Origin of the sequence: Enterococcus saccharolyticus subsp. saccharolyticus, from assembly GCF_029023825.1 — a bacterium.
In the GTDB taxonomy this organism is placed as follows: Bacteria; Bacillota; Bacilli; order Lactobacillales; family Enterococcaceae; genus Enterococcus_F; species Enterococcus_F saccharolyticus.
Genome location: NZ_CP118957.1, coordinates 274,404 through 289,017, shown reverse-complemented (window position 1 = coordinate 289,017; position 14,614 = coordinate 274,404). Strand labels below are relative to the sequence as shown.

Sequence of the window (14,614 nt, the reverse complement as noted above, 5' to 3'; positions counted from 1 at the left end):
GTTAGATTATATCACATCGTTTTTTAATAAAACAAGGGGACCCCTGTTTTCAGAAGTGAGAATCATTATCAATTTAAAAAAAATATTGTTTTATGTTACATTTTCTAACATAAACGATTGACAAGTAAAAAAATAATTGGTATAGTTCCAATATAAATTGAACGGAGCGCACTGAAACGAGGAAAACCAACTTTTTCAGTGACTTCCTTCAACTTACTACTTAACGATGACGATTAATAAAAAAGGATGGGATACTATGACCAAAACGAGCAATACCGTAGCCGAAATTAAAGAAATTGCCAAAAAAGAAAATGTCCGCTTTTTACGTTTAATGTTTACCGATATTCTTGGCGTAATAAAAAATGTAGAAGTTCCAATCAGTCAGTTAGATAAAGTATTGGATAATAAGATGATGTTCGATGGTTCTTCAATTGAAGGCTTCGTACGTATTGAAGAAAGTGATATGTATCTTTATCCAGATTTAAGTACCTGGATGATTTTTCCATGGGAAAGCGAACATGGAAAAGTTGCCCGTTTAATTTGTGATATTTACAATCCTGATGGTACCCCTTTTGCTGGCGATCCTCGCGGCAACTTAAAACGTGCTTTGGCAGATATGGAATCACTTGGTTTCACTTCCTTTAACTTAGGACCAGAACCAGAATTCTTCTTATTTAAATTAAGCGAGCATGGAGAAATTACTACCGACTTAAACGACCAAGGTGGTTACTTCGATTTCGCGCCAACTGATTTAGGTGAGAACTGCCGTCGCGATATCGTACTAGAATTAGAAAGCCTAGGCTTTGAAGTAGAGGCTTCTCACCATGAGGTTGCTCCAGGACAACATGAAATCGACTTTAAATACGCAAACGTCTTAGAAGCTTGCGATAACATTCAAACATTCAAACTAGTTGTGAAAACAATTGCTAGAAAACACGGCCTACACGCAACCTTTATGCCAAAACCTTTATACGGTATTAACGGTTCAGGGATGCATTGTAATATGTCTTTATTCAAAGGCGATGACAATGCCTTTTACGATCCAGAAAACGACATGGAATTAAGCACGACTGCGTATCAATTTTTAGCTGGACTATTAGAACACGCACGTGCCTATACAGCTATTTGTAACCCAACAGTCAACTCTTACAAACGTCTAGTGCCAGGATATGAAGCACCTGTTTACGTTGCCTGGTCAGGTAGAAACCGTTCACCATTGATTCGTGTCCCTGAATCACGCGGACTTTCTACACGCTTAGAATTGCGTTCTGTGGACCCTTCAGCTAATCCATACTTAGCAATGGCTGTTTTATTACAAGCTGGCTTAGATGGCGTGAAAAGAGAATTAACACCAACACCTGCTGTTAACAGCAACATTTATGTGATGAACGAAGATGAGCGTACAGCAGCAAAAATTTCAGACTTACCTTCTACCTTACACAACGCTTTAAAAGAACTGCGTAAAGACGAAGTGGTCAAAGAAGCACTCGGTGAGCACATCTTCAACAATTTCCTAATCTCCAAACGTTTTGAATGGGATGCATACAAACAATCTGTTTCAGAATGGGAAAGAAAACAATATTTAGAACTATATTAAACAAAAAAGGAACGGAAATCTAAACAGATTTCCATTCCTTTTTTAATAGCGTACTTCTTTTAAATACAAGCCTTCTGGATGGGCTGTTGGTCCTGCCAAATTACGATCTTTTCCAGCAATAATCGCTGGGATACTATCAGCGGGCATACGATCGTTGCCAATTTTTAACAATGTTCCGACCATAATACGAATCATTTTGTATAAGAAACCATCACCACGGAAAGTAAATACCAACTCGTCGCCAGCTTCATTTACTGTGACATTAGCTTCATAAATCGTTCTCGTTTTATCTTCCACCGAACTCCCCGTCGCACAAAATGATGTAAAGTCATGGGTCCCTAAAAAATCCGGTAAAGCACGCTCAATTTTCGCAACATCAACGGCATAAGGAAAATAACTCGCATAAAAACGACGAAACGGGCTACGTGGTTTCCCAATATCCACTCGGAATTCGTAAATTTTTTCTTTTACTAAATAACGAGAATGGAAATCATCTGCAACAATTTCCACTGATTTTACCGCAACATCATCCGGTGTTTGCGTATCTAAACCGAATCGCATTTTTTCTAACGGTCGTTCATACGGAAAATCAAAATGAATGACTTGACCTAACGCGTGAACACCAGCATCCGTGCGCCCAGAACCATGGATTTCCACACGTTGATTCGCCATTTTTGTAATTGTTTTTTCTACTTCTTCTTGCACGGTACGTCCGGTTGACTGACGCTGAAATCCGTTAAAATTTGTGCCATCATAGGCAATAATTGCTTTGTATCGCACCATTATTTTCGTCTCCTTCAACTGATTCTATGACACTTTTTGACAATAAAATATCCGAACTAGAAAAATATAGTTCGGATATTTTGTACTTGTCTTTTTGTCACAGTTCTATTAGTTTCTTAAATAAATCAAGCCAATTGTAACAAATACATAGACAATCACAGTCACTGTATCTCTCGTATGCCAATGAAGCACACGATATTTACTGCGTCCTTCGCCACCTTGGTAGCCTCTCGCTTCCATCGCTGTTGCTAAATCATCTGCTCGATTAAAACTACTTACAAACAGTGGAATAAGCAACGGTACGACCGCCTTCATTTTCTGAACGAGATTTCCTTCACCGAAATCTACACCACGCGCCCGTTGCGCATTCATGATTTTCTCAGTTTCATCCATTAATGTTGGGACAAAACGTAAAGCAATCGATAACATCAGTGAAATTTCATGTACAGGAAATTTAATCGCTTTTAATGGTCGCAAAATATATTCAATCGCGTCAGATAATTCTAATGGGGGAGTGGTTAACGTTAATAGCGTTGACATAAAAATAATTAAGACAAAACGACAGAAAATAAAAATCCCATTTTGTATGCCAAATTCAGTTAAACGAAATATGCCCCATTGCCAATAAATTTCACCGCCACTAGTAAAGAACATCTGTAAGGCGACCGTAAATAGAATTAACCATAATAAGGGTCTGACACCACGTAAAAAGAAACCAAAATCAACTTTTGATAAAAAGACACAGAATAACGTAAAGACTGTTAAAAAGAGATAGCTTTGCCAATTATTCGCAAAGAAGATAATACCGATAAAATAAAAACTCATTAATAATTTCGTACGTGGGTCCAAACGATGAATCAATGAATCACCGGGAATATACCGTCCTAAAATCAGTTTATTCATCATGAGCAAGTCCTCCTTGCGCTAACAGAGCATCTGCCAAAGCTTCGGCTGTTAGTGGTAAAGAATCAAAATGGACACCTTTAGCAATCAAGCGTTGTGCAAATTCCGCAGCAGTGGGTACCCCCAATTGTTTTTCATGCAACCAAGCAACATCTTGGAAAACCTCTGCTGGCGTCCCACGTTTAACAATCCGGCCTTTTTCTAAAACATAGACATAATCTGCAAAGTTTGCCACATCGTCCATCAAATGTGTGACTAAAATAATAGTGATATTTTTTTCTTGATGCAAACGTTCAAACATTTCCATCATTTCTTTCCGTCCTTGTGGATCTAGACCAGCAGTCGGCTCATCTAAAACCAATACTTCTGGTTCCATCGCCAAGACACCAGCAATCGCTACCCGACGCATTTGTCCACCTGACAAATCAAATGGCGAACGTTCTAAATAACTATCATCTAAACCAACCAATGTTAGATTTTCTTTGGCCAAAACTTTCGCTTCTTCTTCAGAAACCCCAAAGTTTTTTGGTCCAAAGGCAATATCTTTCTCAACCGTTTCTTCAAATAATTGCGCTTCTGGAAATTGGAAAACAATCCCTACTTTTTTACGAATAGGTTTTAAATTTTTATTATTTGTTTCAGGAGTAATGACCCGATCACCAATCAACACTTTTCCTTCAGTTGGTTTTAACAAGGCATTCAAATGTTGCAATAAAGTAGATTTTCCACTTCCTGTATGACCAACTAACGCAGTGTAAGAACCTTCCTTGATATCTAAGTCAATATCAAATAAAACACGTTGCTCAAAAGGTGATTTTGGTTGATAGGTAAAATTTACTTGTTCAAAATGGATGTCCATAACCAGTCCACCATCCCTTCTTCAGTCAAATAGTTTTGTGGTACAGCTACACCACGCTCTTTTAATGATTGTTTTAGTTTTTCTGGAAAAGGCAAATCTAAGCCCATCTCTACTAATTTTGGACCAGCAGAAAAAATCTTTTCTGGCGTTCCTTCATCAACCAATTTTCCTTGGCGCATTACCAAGACACGATTGGCATTGGCAGCTTCGTCAATATCGTGAGTAATCGAAAGCACCGTTAAATTATTTTCTTCTTTAATTTGTTTAATAGTAGCAATAACTTCTGCACGACCTTCTGGATCTAACATACTTGTTGCTTCATCCAGAATAATGATATCAGGACGTAAAGCAACAACGCCAGCGATGGCGACACGTTGTTTTTGACCACCTGATAGACGTACGGGTTCTTTCGTTGCAAAATTAGACATGCGTACTTGTTCTAAAGCATTTTTAACACGTTCCACCATTTCATCACGAGGAACTCCTTGGTTTTCCATACCAAATGCAACATCATCTTCTACTGTAGCCCCAACAAACTGGTTATCAGGATTTTGAAACACCATGCCGACCATTTTACGCACAGACCAGATATTCTCTTCATTTAATTCTTTATTTCCGACAACCACCGAACCACTTTCAGGAAGTAATAAGCCATTAATCGTTTTTGCGAGCGTTGATTTCCCTGAACCATTATGCCCAATAATGGCGACCCATTCGCCTTGATTAATTGATAATGAAACATCCTCTAAAGCAGGACGAGCATCCGTTCGTTGATATTTGAATGTAAGATTATTTAACTCAATAATAGGTTTCATAAATACTCCTTGTATGAATAGATTCATTTACCATTCCGGACCTTATTGTAAAACGCATGTTTAGGATGAAACGGAATGAATATTCTAATTATCATCATCTATTCCATTTTATTTTTATGAATACACGATTTTACTCATAACTCTCGTGTAATGAAGACTTTGATGCAACGTGATTCTAACTAACACTACCAAAAAACAAGGTAGATTTCAATTATTCTGAAGGTTTTCATGGAAAATCCGAATTTTTTTCATCCTCCATCAGGCCAAGGTGTCTTGACAGGTAATCGAGGATAAAAAAAAACACTTTATGATGAGTGCATACCCCCTGAAAATCTTCCAGGGGGTAGCGCCGAGCTAGACTCGGAGGTTGCCCTCCAACATCATAACACTCTTAAAGTTCATCTACAAAGTGATGCTAAACGGCAAGCCGTTTATTAAGTGTGATTTTAAACTAGTTCTAGGATAACCATTGGTGCAGCATCTCCGCGTCTTGGTTCTGTCTTCAAGATACGTGTGTAGCCACCTTGGCGATCTGCATAACGAGGAGCGATATCGCTAAATAGCTTTTGTAAAGCTGATTCGATAACGATTTCTTCGTTTTCTTCACGTACACTTGCTACTTCATTACGAACGAATGCAGCAGCTTGGCGACGTGCATGTAAATCACCGCGTTTTCCTAGAGTGATCATTTTTTCAGCAGTTGAGCGAACTTCTTTCGCACGAGCTTCAGTCGTAACGATGCGTTCGTTAATGATTAAATCAGTTGTTAAATCACGCAACATCGCTTTACGTTGGCTAGATGTGCGTCCTAGTTTACGATAACTCACGTGGTTTCCCTCCTTCGTAAAAATTAATCGTCTTTACGTAAGCCTAAACCTAGATCATGTAATTTTGCTTTTACTTCTTCTAGAGATTTACGGCCTAAATTACGTACTTTGATCATTTCTGGTTCAGATTTATTTGTTAATTCTTGTACAGTATTAATTCCTGCACGTTTTAGACAGTTATATGAACGAACAGATAAGTCTAATTCTTCAATTGTCATTTCTAACATTTTCTCTTTTTGAGTTTCTTCTTTTTCAACCATGATTTCAGCGTTTTTCGCTTCATCCGTTAGGTTAACAAAGATGTCTAAATGTTCAGTCATGATTTTTGCAGCTAAACTCATTGCGTCTAATGGCTCAATTGAACCATCTGTCCAAATTTCCATCGTTAATTTGTCGAAATCATCACGACGACCAACACGTGTATTTTCTACTTGGTAGTTCACACGACGTACAGGTGTGTAGATTGAATCAACTGGAAGAACACCAATTGGCATATCTTCTTTTTTATTTTCGTCTGCTTGAACATATCCACGGCCAGGTCTAACTGTTAAGCGCGCATGGAAAGTTGTTCCTTCAGAAACTGTACAAATGTACATATCTTTATTAAGGATTTCTACATCACTATCAACGATAATATCGCCGGCAGTTACTGTAGCTGGTCCAGTAATATCGATTTCAAGGGTCTTTTCTTCTTCACCGTACATTTTTAATGCAAGACCTTTGATATTCAAAATGATTTGAGCGACGTCTTCTCGAACACCCTTAACAGTTGAGAATTCGTGTAGGACTCCATCAATTTGAATATTAGTGATTGCTGCACCTGGTAGAGAAGATAACAAAATGCGACGTAGGGAATTTCCTAGAGTAGTTCCGTAGCCTCTTTCTAGAGGTTCAACGATGAACTTTCCATAATCTTTCTCTTCATCAATTTTTGCAATTCTTGGTTTTTCGAATTCAATCATTCTTATCTCTTACCCCTTTCAAAACGAAAAGTGTCTTGTTCAATGACGTAATTATTGAAACTCAAAATGAGCGGCACTCATTAAACACGACGGCGTTTTGGAGGGCGGCATCCATTATGAGGAACTGGAGTCACGTCACGAATTGCAGTCACTTCCAAACCTGCTGCTTGTAATGAACGAATTGCTGCTTCACGTCCTGAACCAGGACCTTTCACAGTTACCTCTACAGTTCTTAATCCGTGTTCCATTGCTGCTTTTGTTGCAGTTTCTGCTGCCATTTGAGCTGCAAATGGTGTTGATTTTCTGCTTCCTCTGAATCCTAATGCACCAGCTGATGACCATGCTAACGCGTTACCATGAGTATCAGTGATCATCACAATTGTATTGTTGAATGTTGAGTGGATATGCGCGATACCTGCTTCAATATTCTTTTTCACACGGCGTTTACGACTCACTTTTTTTGCTGCCATGAAGTTTTAACCTCCTTCACTTAGGAATTATTTTTTCTTGCCTGCTACTGTTTTAGACGGGCCTTTACGAGTACGTGCATTGTTTTTCGTGTTTTGTCCACGAACTGGCAATCCACGGCGGTGACGGATACCACGGTATGAACCGATTTCCATCAAACGTTTGATGTTTAAGTTAACTTCACGACGTAAGTCACCTTCAACTTTTAATTTATCAATTTCTGCACGGATAGCGTCTGTTTGTTCATTCGTTAAATCACGAACACGAACGTCTTCAGAAACGCCAGCATCTGCTAGAACTTGTTTTGCAGTCGTGTTACCAATACCATAGATATAAGTAAGAGAAACGACTACACGTTTATCACGAGGAATATCTACTCCTGCAATACGAGCCATATCTTGTTACACCTCCGATTATCCTTGACGTTGTTTATGTTTTGGATTTGCTGGGCAAATCACCATAACGCGCCCATTACGACGAATTACTTTACAATGTTCACACATTGGTTTTACTGATGGTCTTACTTTCATGATAATACCTCCTGTGGTTTTACGGAGTACAATTATTTAAAACGATAAGTAATACGGCCACGGTTCAAGTCGTACGGTGATAGTTCAACTGTCACCTTGTCTCCAGGTAAAATGCGAATGTAGTGCATTCTAATTTTACCAGAAACAGTAGCAAGAACTTGGTGTCCATTTTCCAATTCGACTTTAAACATTGCATTCGGCAAAGTTTCGACGACTGTACCTTCGACTTCAATCATATCTTCTTTTGCCACGCACAGTACCTCCTTGTACTTGTTTCGCATTTTCACACGATAAAATGGCGGAAACCAGTGTTCCCACCTTAGATTCTCAAAACAGTCTTCTAATTTCTTAGAAGTCGGACTGATACATTTTAGCATAATATATCATACTTAGCAAGAGAAAGTTATCAAATTGCAAGTCGGATGCGGGCAATCGATCGTTACTCGATGATATTTTTTACATCTGCAAATACAGCATCGATTTCACGATTACCATCAATTAACTGCAATAAACCTTTTTCTTTGTAATATGCTAAAATTGGTTCACTACTTTTCACATTGACAGCTAGACGATTTTTGACCGTCTCAGGCTTATCATCTTCTCGTTGATAGAAATCGTGTCCGCCACAACGATCACAAGTACCTTCTACTGTTGTAGGGTTGAATACTTTATGATAAGTCGCACCGCAAGTACGGCACATGTAGCGTCCTGCTAGACGATCAACAAGAATTTCTTCAGGGACATGAATTTCGATGACGGCATCGATTTCTTTTCCAAGGTCTTTCAACATTTGATCCAACGCTTCGGCTTGATCCAATGTACGAGGGAAACCATCTAATAAGAAACCTTTGTCTGTATCTGGTTCAGCCAAACGTTCTTTTACAATCCCGTTTGTTACTGCATCAGGTACAAGTTCACCTTTGTCCATGTATGATTTTGCTTCCAGGCCAAGAGCTGTTTCATTGGCCATTGCGGCACGAAACATGTCGCCCGTTGAAATATGCGGAATATTGTACTCAGCAATAATACGTTCTGCTTGAGTGCCTTTCCCAGCACCGGGTAGTCCCATTAAAATGAGGTTCATTTTAACTCCTCCTGTAAGTTTTTGAATAGTGTTGAGGAAATCCTCAACACTTCATAAAACTTTAATTGATGAAACCAGTATATTTACGTTTTAGCATTAGACCTTCCAACTGCTTAGCAGATTCTAGTGCAACACCAATAACGATTAACAAACTTGTTCCTCCCAAACCAATTGATTGTGGTAAGTTCCAAATCATTTGTGCCAAAATTGGCAATAATGCGACAAGCCCTAAGAATAGAGACCCGACAGTACTTAAACGCATCAATAGTTTTGAGACATATTCTTCCGTTCCTTTACCTGGTCGAACACTTGGAATATAGCTCCCTTGTTTTTGCAAGTTTTCAGCTAATTTTTCCGGATTGACCTGAACAAAAGCATAGAAGAACGTGAATCCAACGATTAATGTTGTATATAAAATTGCCCCAGGGACAGTATTATAATTAAAAACCGTTTGGACGATATCAAACCAAGCTTCACCTTGGAATGAACCGAATGCTTGTAAGATAGCATTTGGTGTTGTGATAAAAGAACTAGCGAAGATAACTGGAATAACCCCAGCCGCATTTACTTTCAATGGAAGGTAACTACTTGTTGGTGCACCAGCTACTCGTTTTGTATATTGAATTGGGATTTTTCGTTCAGCTTGTTGGAAATATGTCACAAAAGTAACAATTGCCAACACTGCAATCACTAGAATCACCATAAATAAGATTGATTTCCATAAATCTGATTTATCAATATTAATAAAGTAGTCTTCGATTAATGCCTTAATATCAATTGGTAGGCGTGAAATGATACCCGCAAAGATAATCATTGAAACACCATTCCCAATTCCTTTGTCCGTAATTTGTTCCCCTAACCAAGTGACAAACATTGTCCCTGTGGTTAATACGATACCAATAAGAATAAAGGTTGCCGCATTTGGATTTGGCACAAACCCGAACTGAGTCCACATTTGAAATCCCGCAGTTAACGCCATCGATTGTAAAAATCCTAAGACTAATGTCAAATAGCGTGTTGCTTGATTCAATTTCTTACGACCCACTTCCCCTTGTTTTGACCATTCAACGAATTTCGGTACAATATCCATTTGCATCAATTGAACGATAATCGATGCTGTGATATATGGCGAAACCCCCATGGAAAAAATAGAGAAACGTTGCATCGCACTACCACTTACCAAATCAAGCATATTCAAGAAAGGTAAGCTAGAGATAGCTTGCAACTTAGTTACATCTACACCAGGTACAGTAATATGTGTCCCTAAGCGAAAGACGAATAAAATCATTACAGTGAACAAAATTCTTGATCTAATATCCTTGACTTTAAAAGCATCCTTTAAAAGTTTTAACATTAGATCACCTCGATTGATCCACCAGCAGCAACGATTGCTTCTTCAGCTGCTTTAGAGAATTTAGCTGCTTTCACAGTTAATTTCTTAGTTAATTCACCGTTTCCTAACACTTTGATTCCAGCTTTTTCGTTTTTAACTAATCCAGCTTCAACTAAAGTTACAGGAGTTACTTCAGTTCCGTCTTCAAAGCGATTTAGAAGGTCAAGGTTAATTACTGCATATTCTTTACGGTTAACATTAGTGAATCCGCGTTTTGGTAAGCGACGGAACAATGGTGTTTGTCCACCTTCAAAACCTAAACGAACTCCACCACCTGAACGAGCTTTTTGACCTTTTTGTCCGCGTCCAGCTGTTTTACCATTACCAGATGATGTACCACGACCTACACGGTTACGTACGTGACGTGATCCTTCTGCAGATTTTAATTCATGAAGTTTCATGGTTTGGCACCTCCTTAATCAAAGTAAATCTATCAAAATTGATACTTAAATTTCTTCTACGTCCACTAAGTGAGCTACAGTGTTAACCATGCCTTTGATTGCATCATTAGCAGGTTTAACAACAGTACTGTTCACTTTACCTAGACCTAACGCTTTTACAGTATCGCGTTGGTTTTGAGGACGTCCGATAACACTGCGTTTTAAAGTAATTTTTAATTCAGCCATTATTTTTGTCCTCCTTAACCGATTAATTCTTCAACTGATTTACCGCGAAGTGCTGCCACTTCTTCAGCGCGTTTTAATTGTTTTAATCCTTCAACTGTTGCGCGAACAACGTTGATAGGTGTGTTTGAACCTAGAGATTTAGATGTGATATCAGCTACCCCAGCTAACTCCAATACGGCACGAACAGGTCCACCAGCGGCTACCCCAGAACCTTCTACAGCAGGTTTCATTAAGATACGTCCGCCACCGAATACACCGATAACTTCGTGTGGGATTGTAGAACCAACCATTGGTACTTCAATTAAGTTTTTCTTAGCATCTTCAACTGCTTTACGGATTGCTTCTGGCACTTCTTGTGCTTTACCAGTACCAAATCCTACGTGTCCGTTTTTATCACCGACAACAACTAAAGCTGCGAAACGTAAACGACGTCCACCTTTAACAACTTTTGTTACGCGGTTAATCGCAACAACGCGGTCTTCTAATTCCAAGTGTTTTGGATCAATATAAACCATGAATGGTGTTCCTCCTTCTTCTAAAATTCTAGTCCATTTTCGCGAGCTGCTTCAGCTAAAGCTGCTACACGGCCATGGTAAAGGTATCCACCACGGTCAAAGACTACTTCTTTAATACCTTTTGCTGCTGCACGTTCTGCTACTAATTTACCAACAGCTTGTGCTTGTTCAACTTTTGTTCCACCTGAAATTTCTGTATCCAAGGCAGAGGCACTTGCTAGCGTCACACCCGCTACGTCATCAATTACTTGCGCGTAGATGTTTTTGTTAGAACGGAAAACGTTCAAGCGTGGGCACTCAGCAGTACCAGAGATTTTGCTACGTACACGTTTATGTCTTTTTTGACGTGTTTTATTTTTATCTGGTTTTGTAATCACAATTGTCACCTCTTTAATTTTGCTAGCCTAAGCCGCGAATCGTAAACCTAGTTTACGATTATTTACCAGTTTTACCTTCTTTACGGCGTACGAATTCACCAACATAGCGAATACCTTTGCCTTTGTAAGGTTCTGGAGGACGAACGCCACGAATGTTAGCTGCAAATTCGCCAACCATTTCTTTGCTTGTTCCTGATACAACGATAGAAGTATTAGAAGGAACTTCAACTGTAACTCCAGTTGGTGCGTTCATTTCTACTGGATTTGAATAACCAACGTTCAATACAAGTTTTGAACCTTGTAATTGAGCACGGTACCCAACCCCGATAAGTTCTAATCCTTTTTTGAAACCTTCGCTTACGCCAATAACCATGTTATTGAAGTTTGCACGAGTAGTTCCGTGGATTGTTTTCATTTCTTTGCTGTCATTTGGACGAGTGAAAGTTACTTCGTTTCCTTCGATATTCATTGTAATATCTGAAGAGAAAGTACGAGTTAATTCACCTTTAGGTCCTTTAACTGTAACGTCATTTCCTTCTTGCTTGACTTCAACACCAGCAGGAAGAACGACTACTTTATTACCGATACGACTCACGTAGAGACACCTCCTTGTGTATTATTTTAAATTACCATACATAAGCGACAACTTCGCCGCCGACATTTTTAACTCGAGCTTCTTTATCAGTGATAACACCTTCAGAAGTTGAGATGATTGCAATACCTAAACCGTTTAATACTTTTGGTACTTCGTCAGCTTTAACATAAGCACGTAGACCAGGTTTAGAAATACGTTTCAAGTTAGTGATAACACGTTCACCATTTTTTCCATATTTTAGGAAAACACGGATCACGCCTTGTTTGTCATCTTCGATATATTCAACATCACGGATGAAACCTTCTTTTTTCAAGATTTCAGCGATGTCACGTTTGATTTTTGAAGCAGGCACTTCTAATACATCGTGTTTTACCATGTTGGCATTACGAATGCGCGTTAGAAAATCTGCAATTGGATCTGTCATGACCATTAGATGATTTACCTCCTTTATGCGAGTTTACTTGTTTACCAGCTAGCTTTCTTCACGCCGGGAATTTGACCTTTATAGGCAAGTTCGCGGAAGCAAATACGGCAAAGTTTAAATTTACGATAAACTGAATGTGGACGTCCGCAACGTTCGCAACGTGTATATTCTTGAGTTGAGTGTTTTGCTGGGCGTTTATTTTTAGCAATCATTGATTTTTTAGCCACGTAGTTCGCCTCCTTTTTTTATTTTTGGAATGGCATGCCTAATTGCGTTAACAATTCACGAGATTCTTCATCTGTGTTGGCAGTAGTTACAATAACGATATCCATCCCACGTACTTTGTCTACCAAATCGTAATCAACTTCAGGGAAGATTAATTGTTCTTTGATACCTAATGTATAGTTTCCACGTCCGTCGAACGCTTTTTTACTTACACCATGGAAGTCACGTACACGTGGTAATGAAACTGATACTAATTTATCTAAAAATTCGTACATTCTTTCTCCACGTAGAGTAACTTTACAACCGATTGGCATTCCTTCACGTAAGCGGAAGCCAGCGATAGATTTTTTAGCTTTAGTAATCAATGGTTTTTGACCAGAGATTAATGCTAATTCTTCAACAGCTTTATCTAAGTTTTTTGCGTTAGATACTGCATCACCCACACCCATGTTGATAACGATTTTGTCAACTTTTGGTGCTTGCATTACAGAACTATATTCAAATTTTTCCATTAATGATGGAACAACTTCTTTTGTATATTTTTCTTTAAGGCGGTTCATTCAGTAAGCCCCTCCTTCCTTAATTTGATTATTTATCGATAACTTCTCCGGTTTTCTTAGAAACGCGGACTTTTTTGCCGTCAACTTCTTTGTAGCTAACACGTGTAGCTTCACCGTTAGAAGGATCAATCACCATCACGTTAGAAACATGAATTGGCGCTTCAACTTCAACGATTCCGCCTTGAGGAGCAGCTTGAGAAGGTTTTTGGTGTTTCTTCACGATGTTAACACCTTCAACAACGACTTTATCTTTTTTAGGTAAAGCTTCTAATACAATACCTTCTTTGTTTTTGTCTTTCCCAGTGATAACTTTAACTTTATCGCCTTTTTTAACAAACATTACTGTTTCGCACCTCCTTTGATAATGGATAACAATTATAGTACTTCTGGTGCTAGGGAAACGATCTTCATGAAGTTGCCTTCGCGTAGTTCACGAGCAACTGGACCGAAGATACGAGTTCCACGTGGGCTCTTATCGTCACGGATAATAACCGCAGCATTTTCATCAAATTTAATGTAAGAACCGTCTGCACGACGAGCGCCTGATTTCGTACGAACAATAACTGCTTTAACTACGTCACCTTTTTTAACAACTCCACCTGGCGTTGCTTGTTTAACCGTAGCAACAATTACGTCACCGATATTGGCAGTTTTACGACCTGAGCCACCAAGGACTTTGATCGTTAGAATTTCGCGTGCGCCTGAGTTGTCAGCGACTCTTAAACGACTTTCTTGTTGGATCACGATGTGTATCCTCCTTTCAGATTTTGGAAATTCAATCTATATAGGAAAATCTCGTGTGATTAAATAATCACTGCCTTTTCAACAATCTCTACTAGACGGAAACGTTTCGTAGCTGATAATGGACGAGTTTCCATAACTTTCACGATATCGCCAACTTTTGCTTCGTTGTTTTCATCGTGTGCTTTGTATTTCTTAGAATATTTCATACGTTTACCGTAGATAGGGTGGTTTTTCTTAGTTTCAACTACTACTGTAATTGTTTTATCCATTTTGTCGGATACCACGCGACCTTGATAAACTTTGCGTTGATTTCTTTCTTCAGTCATA

General features: G+C 38.8%; 24 protein-coding genes. 1 reads left to right on the top strand and 23 read right to left on the bottom strand.

Annotated elements, in window-relative coordinates; all coding sequences use genetic code 11:
- Positions 1–256 precede the first annotated feature (256 nt).
- The gene (glnA, locus tag PYW32_RS01655; RefSeq protein WP_016176265.1) at positions 257–1,597 is read left to right on the top strand and encodes a type I glutamate--ammonia ligase; all 1,341 of its coding nucleotides are present in this window, start codon (positions 257–259) and stop codon (positions 1,595–1,597) included.
- Between the two features lie 42 nt (positions 1,598–1,639).
- Here glnA and truA read toward each other — a convergent pair whose 3' ends face one another.
- The 23 genes from truA to rpsQ all read right to left on the bottom strand — a co-directional run bounded on the left by truA (position 1,640) and on the right by rpsQ (position 14,613).
- Complete coding sequence (truA, locus tag PYW32_RS01650) at positions 1,640–2,380, bottom strand: tRNA pseudouridine(38-40) synthase TruA (protein ID WP_016176266.1); 741 nt, start codon at positions 2,378–2,380, stop codon at positions 1,640–1,642.
- A gap of 108 nt (positions 2,381–2,488) precedes the next feature.
- On the bottom strand, positions 2,489–3,286 hold the full coding sequence (locus PYW32_RS01645; RefSeq protein WP_016176267.1) for an energy-coupling factor transporter transmembrane component T family protein: 798 nt from the start codon (positions 3,284–3,286) through the stop codon (positions 2,489–2,491).
- Positions 3,276–4,142, bottom strand: a complete 867-nt coding sequence (locus tag PYW32_RS01640) for an energy-coupling factor ABC transporter ATP-binding protein (protein ID WP_016176268.1) — start codon at positions 4,140–4,142, stop codon at positions 3,276–3,278. The genes PYW32_RS01645 and PYW32_RS01640 overlap by 11 nt, the downstream gene beginning before the upstream one ends.
- Positions 4,118–4,957 (bottom strand): energy-coupling factor ABC transporter ATP-binding protein, encoded by an 840-nt coding sequence (locus tag PYW32_RS01635; RefSeq protein ID WP_016176269.1) that lies wholly within the window; start codon positions 4,955–4,957, stop codon positions 4,118–4,120. Before PYW32_RS01635 ends, PYW32_RS01640 begins: the two co-directional genes overlap by 25 nt.
- A 446-nt stretch (positions 4,958–5,403) precedes the next feature.
- Complete coding sequence (gene rplQ / locus PYW32_RS01630) at positions 5,404–5,784, bottom strand: 50S ribosomal protein L17 (protein ID WP_016176270.1); 381 nt, start codon at positions 5,782–5,784, stop codon at positions 5,404–5,406.
- A 23-nt stretch (positions 5,785–5,807) separates the two neighbouring features.
- Entirely contained in the window at positions 5,808–6,746 is a 939-nt protein-coding gene (locus PYW32_RS01625) for a DNA-directed RNA polymerase subunit alpha (RefSeq protein WP_016176271.1), read from the bottom strand.
- Positions 6,747–6,826: 80 nt separating this feature from the next.
- Positions 6,827–7,216: a 30S ribosomal protein S11 gene (rpsK, locus tag PYW32_RS01620; RefSeq protein WP_016176272.1), complete on the bottom strand. Its 390-nt coding sequence runs from the start codon at positions 7,214–7,216 to the stop codon at positions 6,827–6,829.
- A gap of 27 nt (positions 7,217–7,243) precedes the next feature.
- The gene (gene rpsM, locus PYW32_RS01615) at positions 7,244–7,609 is read right to left on the bottom strand and encodes a 30S ribosomal protein S13 (protein WP_016176273.1); all 366 of its coding nucleotides are present in this window, start codon (positions 7,607–7,609) and stop codon (positions 7,244–7,246) included.
- Between the two features lie 18 nt (positions 7,610–7,627).
- Positions 7,628–7,744, bottom strand: coding sequence for a 50S ribosomal protein L36 (gene rpmJ, locus PYW32_RS01610; RefSeq protein WP_010742772.1), 117 nt, complete (start codon positions 7,742–7,744; stop codon positions 7,628–7,630).
- Between the two features lie 32 nt (positions 7,745–7,776).
- Positions 7,777–7,995, bottom strand: a complete 219-nt coding sequence (gene infA / locus PYW32_RS01605; protein WP_002288695.1) for a translation initiation factor IF-1 — start codon at positions 7,993–7,995, stop codon at positions 7,777–7,779.
- Between the two features lie 188 nt (positions 7,996–8,183).
- Positions 8,184–8,828, bottom strand: a complete 645-nt coding sequence (locus tag PYW32_RS01600) for an adenylate kinase (RefSeq protein WP_016176274.1) — start codon at positions 8,826–8,828, stop codon at positions 8,184–8,186.
- A gap of 61 nt (positions 8,829–8,889) precedes the next feature.
- On the bottom strand, positions 8,890–10,182 hold the full coding sequence (gene secY / locus PYW32_RS01595; protein ID WP_016176275.1) for a preprotein translocase subunit SecY: 1,293 nt from the start codon (positions 10,180–10,182) through the stop codon (positions 8,890–8,892).
- Positions 10,182–10,622 (bottom strand): 50S ribosomal protein L15, encoded by a 441-nt coding sequence (gene rplO, locus PYW32_RS01590; protein ID WP_016176276.1) that lies wholly within the window; start codon positions 10,620–10,622, stop codon positions 10,182–10,184. Before rplO ends, secY begins: the two co-directional genes overlap by 1 nt.
- A 45-nt stretch (positions 10,623–10,667) precedes the next feature.
- Positions 10,668–10,847, bottom strand: coding sequence for a 50S ribosomal protein L30 (gene rpmD / locus PYW32_RS01585; RefSeq protein WP_016176277.1), 180 nt, complete (start codon positions 10,845–10,847; stop codon positions 10,668–10,670).
- Positions 10,848–10,861: 14 nt separating this feature from the next.
- Entirely contained in the window at positions 10,862–11,362 is a 501-nt protein-coding gene (rpsE, locus tag PYW32_RS01580; RefSeq protein WP_016176278.1) for a 30S ribosomal protein S5, read from the bottom strand.
- 20 nt (positions 11,363–11,382) lie between these two features.
- A complete protein-coding gene (gene rplR / locus PYW32_RS01575) occupies positions 11,383–11,739 on the bottom strand; it encodes a 50S ribosomal protein L18 (protein ID WP_016176279.1) in 357 nt (118 codons plus the stop codon).
- Positions 11,740–11,797: 58 nt separating this feature from the next.
- Positions 11,798–12,334 (bottom strand): 50S ribosomal protein L6, encoded by a 537-nt coding sequence (rplF, locus tag PYW32_RS01570; protein ID WP_016176280.1) that lies wholly within the window; start codon positions 12,332–12,334, stop codon positions 11,798–11,800.
- Positions 12,335–12,365: 31 nt separating this feature from the next.
- Entirely contained in the window at positions 12,366–12,764 is a 399-nt protein-coding gene (rpsH, locus tag PYW32_RS01565) for a 30S ribosomal protein S8 (RefSeq protein WP_016176281.1), read from the bottom strand.
- A 35-nt stretch (positions 12,765–12,799) separates the two neighbouring features.
- A complete protein-coding gene (locus tag PYW32_RS01560; protein ID WP_007207616.1) occupies positions 12,800–12,985 on the bottom strand; it encodes a type Z 30S ribosomal protein S14 in 186 nt (61 codons plus the stop codon).
- Positions 12,986–13,003: 18 nt separating this feature from the next.
- Positions 13,004–13,543 (bottom strand): 50S ribosomal protein L5, encoded by a 540-nt coding sequence (gene rplE, locus PYW32_RS01555; protein ID WP_016176282.1) that lies wholly within the window; start codon positions 13,541–13,543, stop codon positions 13,004–13,006.
- Positions 13,544–13,571: 28 nt separating this feature from the next.
- The gene (gene rplX / locus PYW32_RS01550) at positions 13,572–13,883 is read right to left on the bottom strand and encodes a 50S ribosomal protein L24 (protein ID WP_016176283.1); all 312 of its coding nucleotides are present in this window, start codon (positions 13,881–13,883) and stop codon (positions 13,572–13,574) included.
- Positions 13,884–13,918: 35 nt separating this feature from the next.
- Complete coding sequence (gene rplN / locus PYW32_RS01545) at positions 13,919–14,287, bottom strand: 50S ribosomal protein L14 (RefSeq protein WP_016176284.1); 369 nt, start codon at positions 14,285–14,287, stop codon at positions 13,919–13,921.
- A gap of 59 nt (positions 14,288–14,346) precedes the next feature.
- On the bottom strand, positions 14,347–14,613 hold the full coding sequence (gene rpsQ / locus PYW32_RS01540) for a 30S ribosomal protein S17 (RefSeq protein ID WP_016176285.1): 267 nt from the start codon (positions 14,611–14,613) through the stop codon (positions 14,347–14,349).
- Position 14,614: the final 1 nt, after the last annotated feature.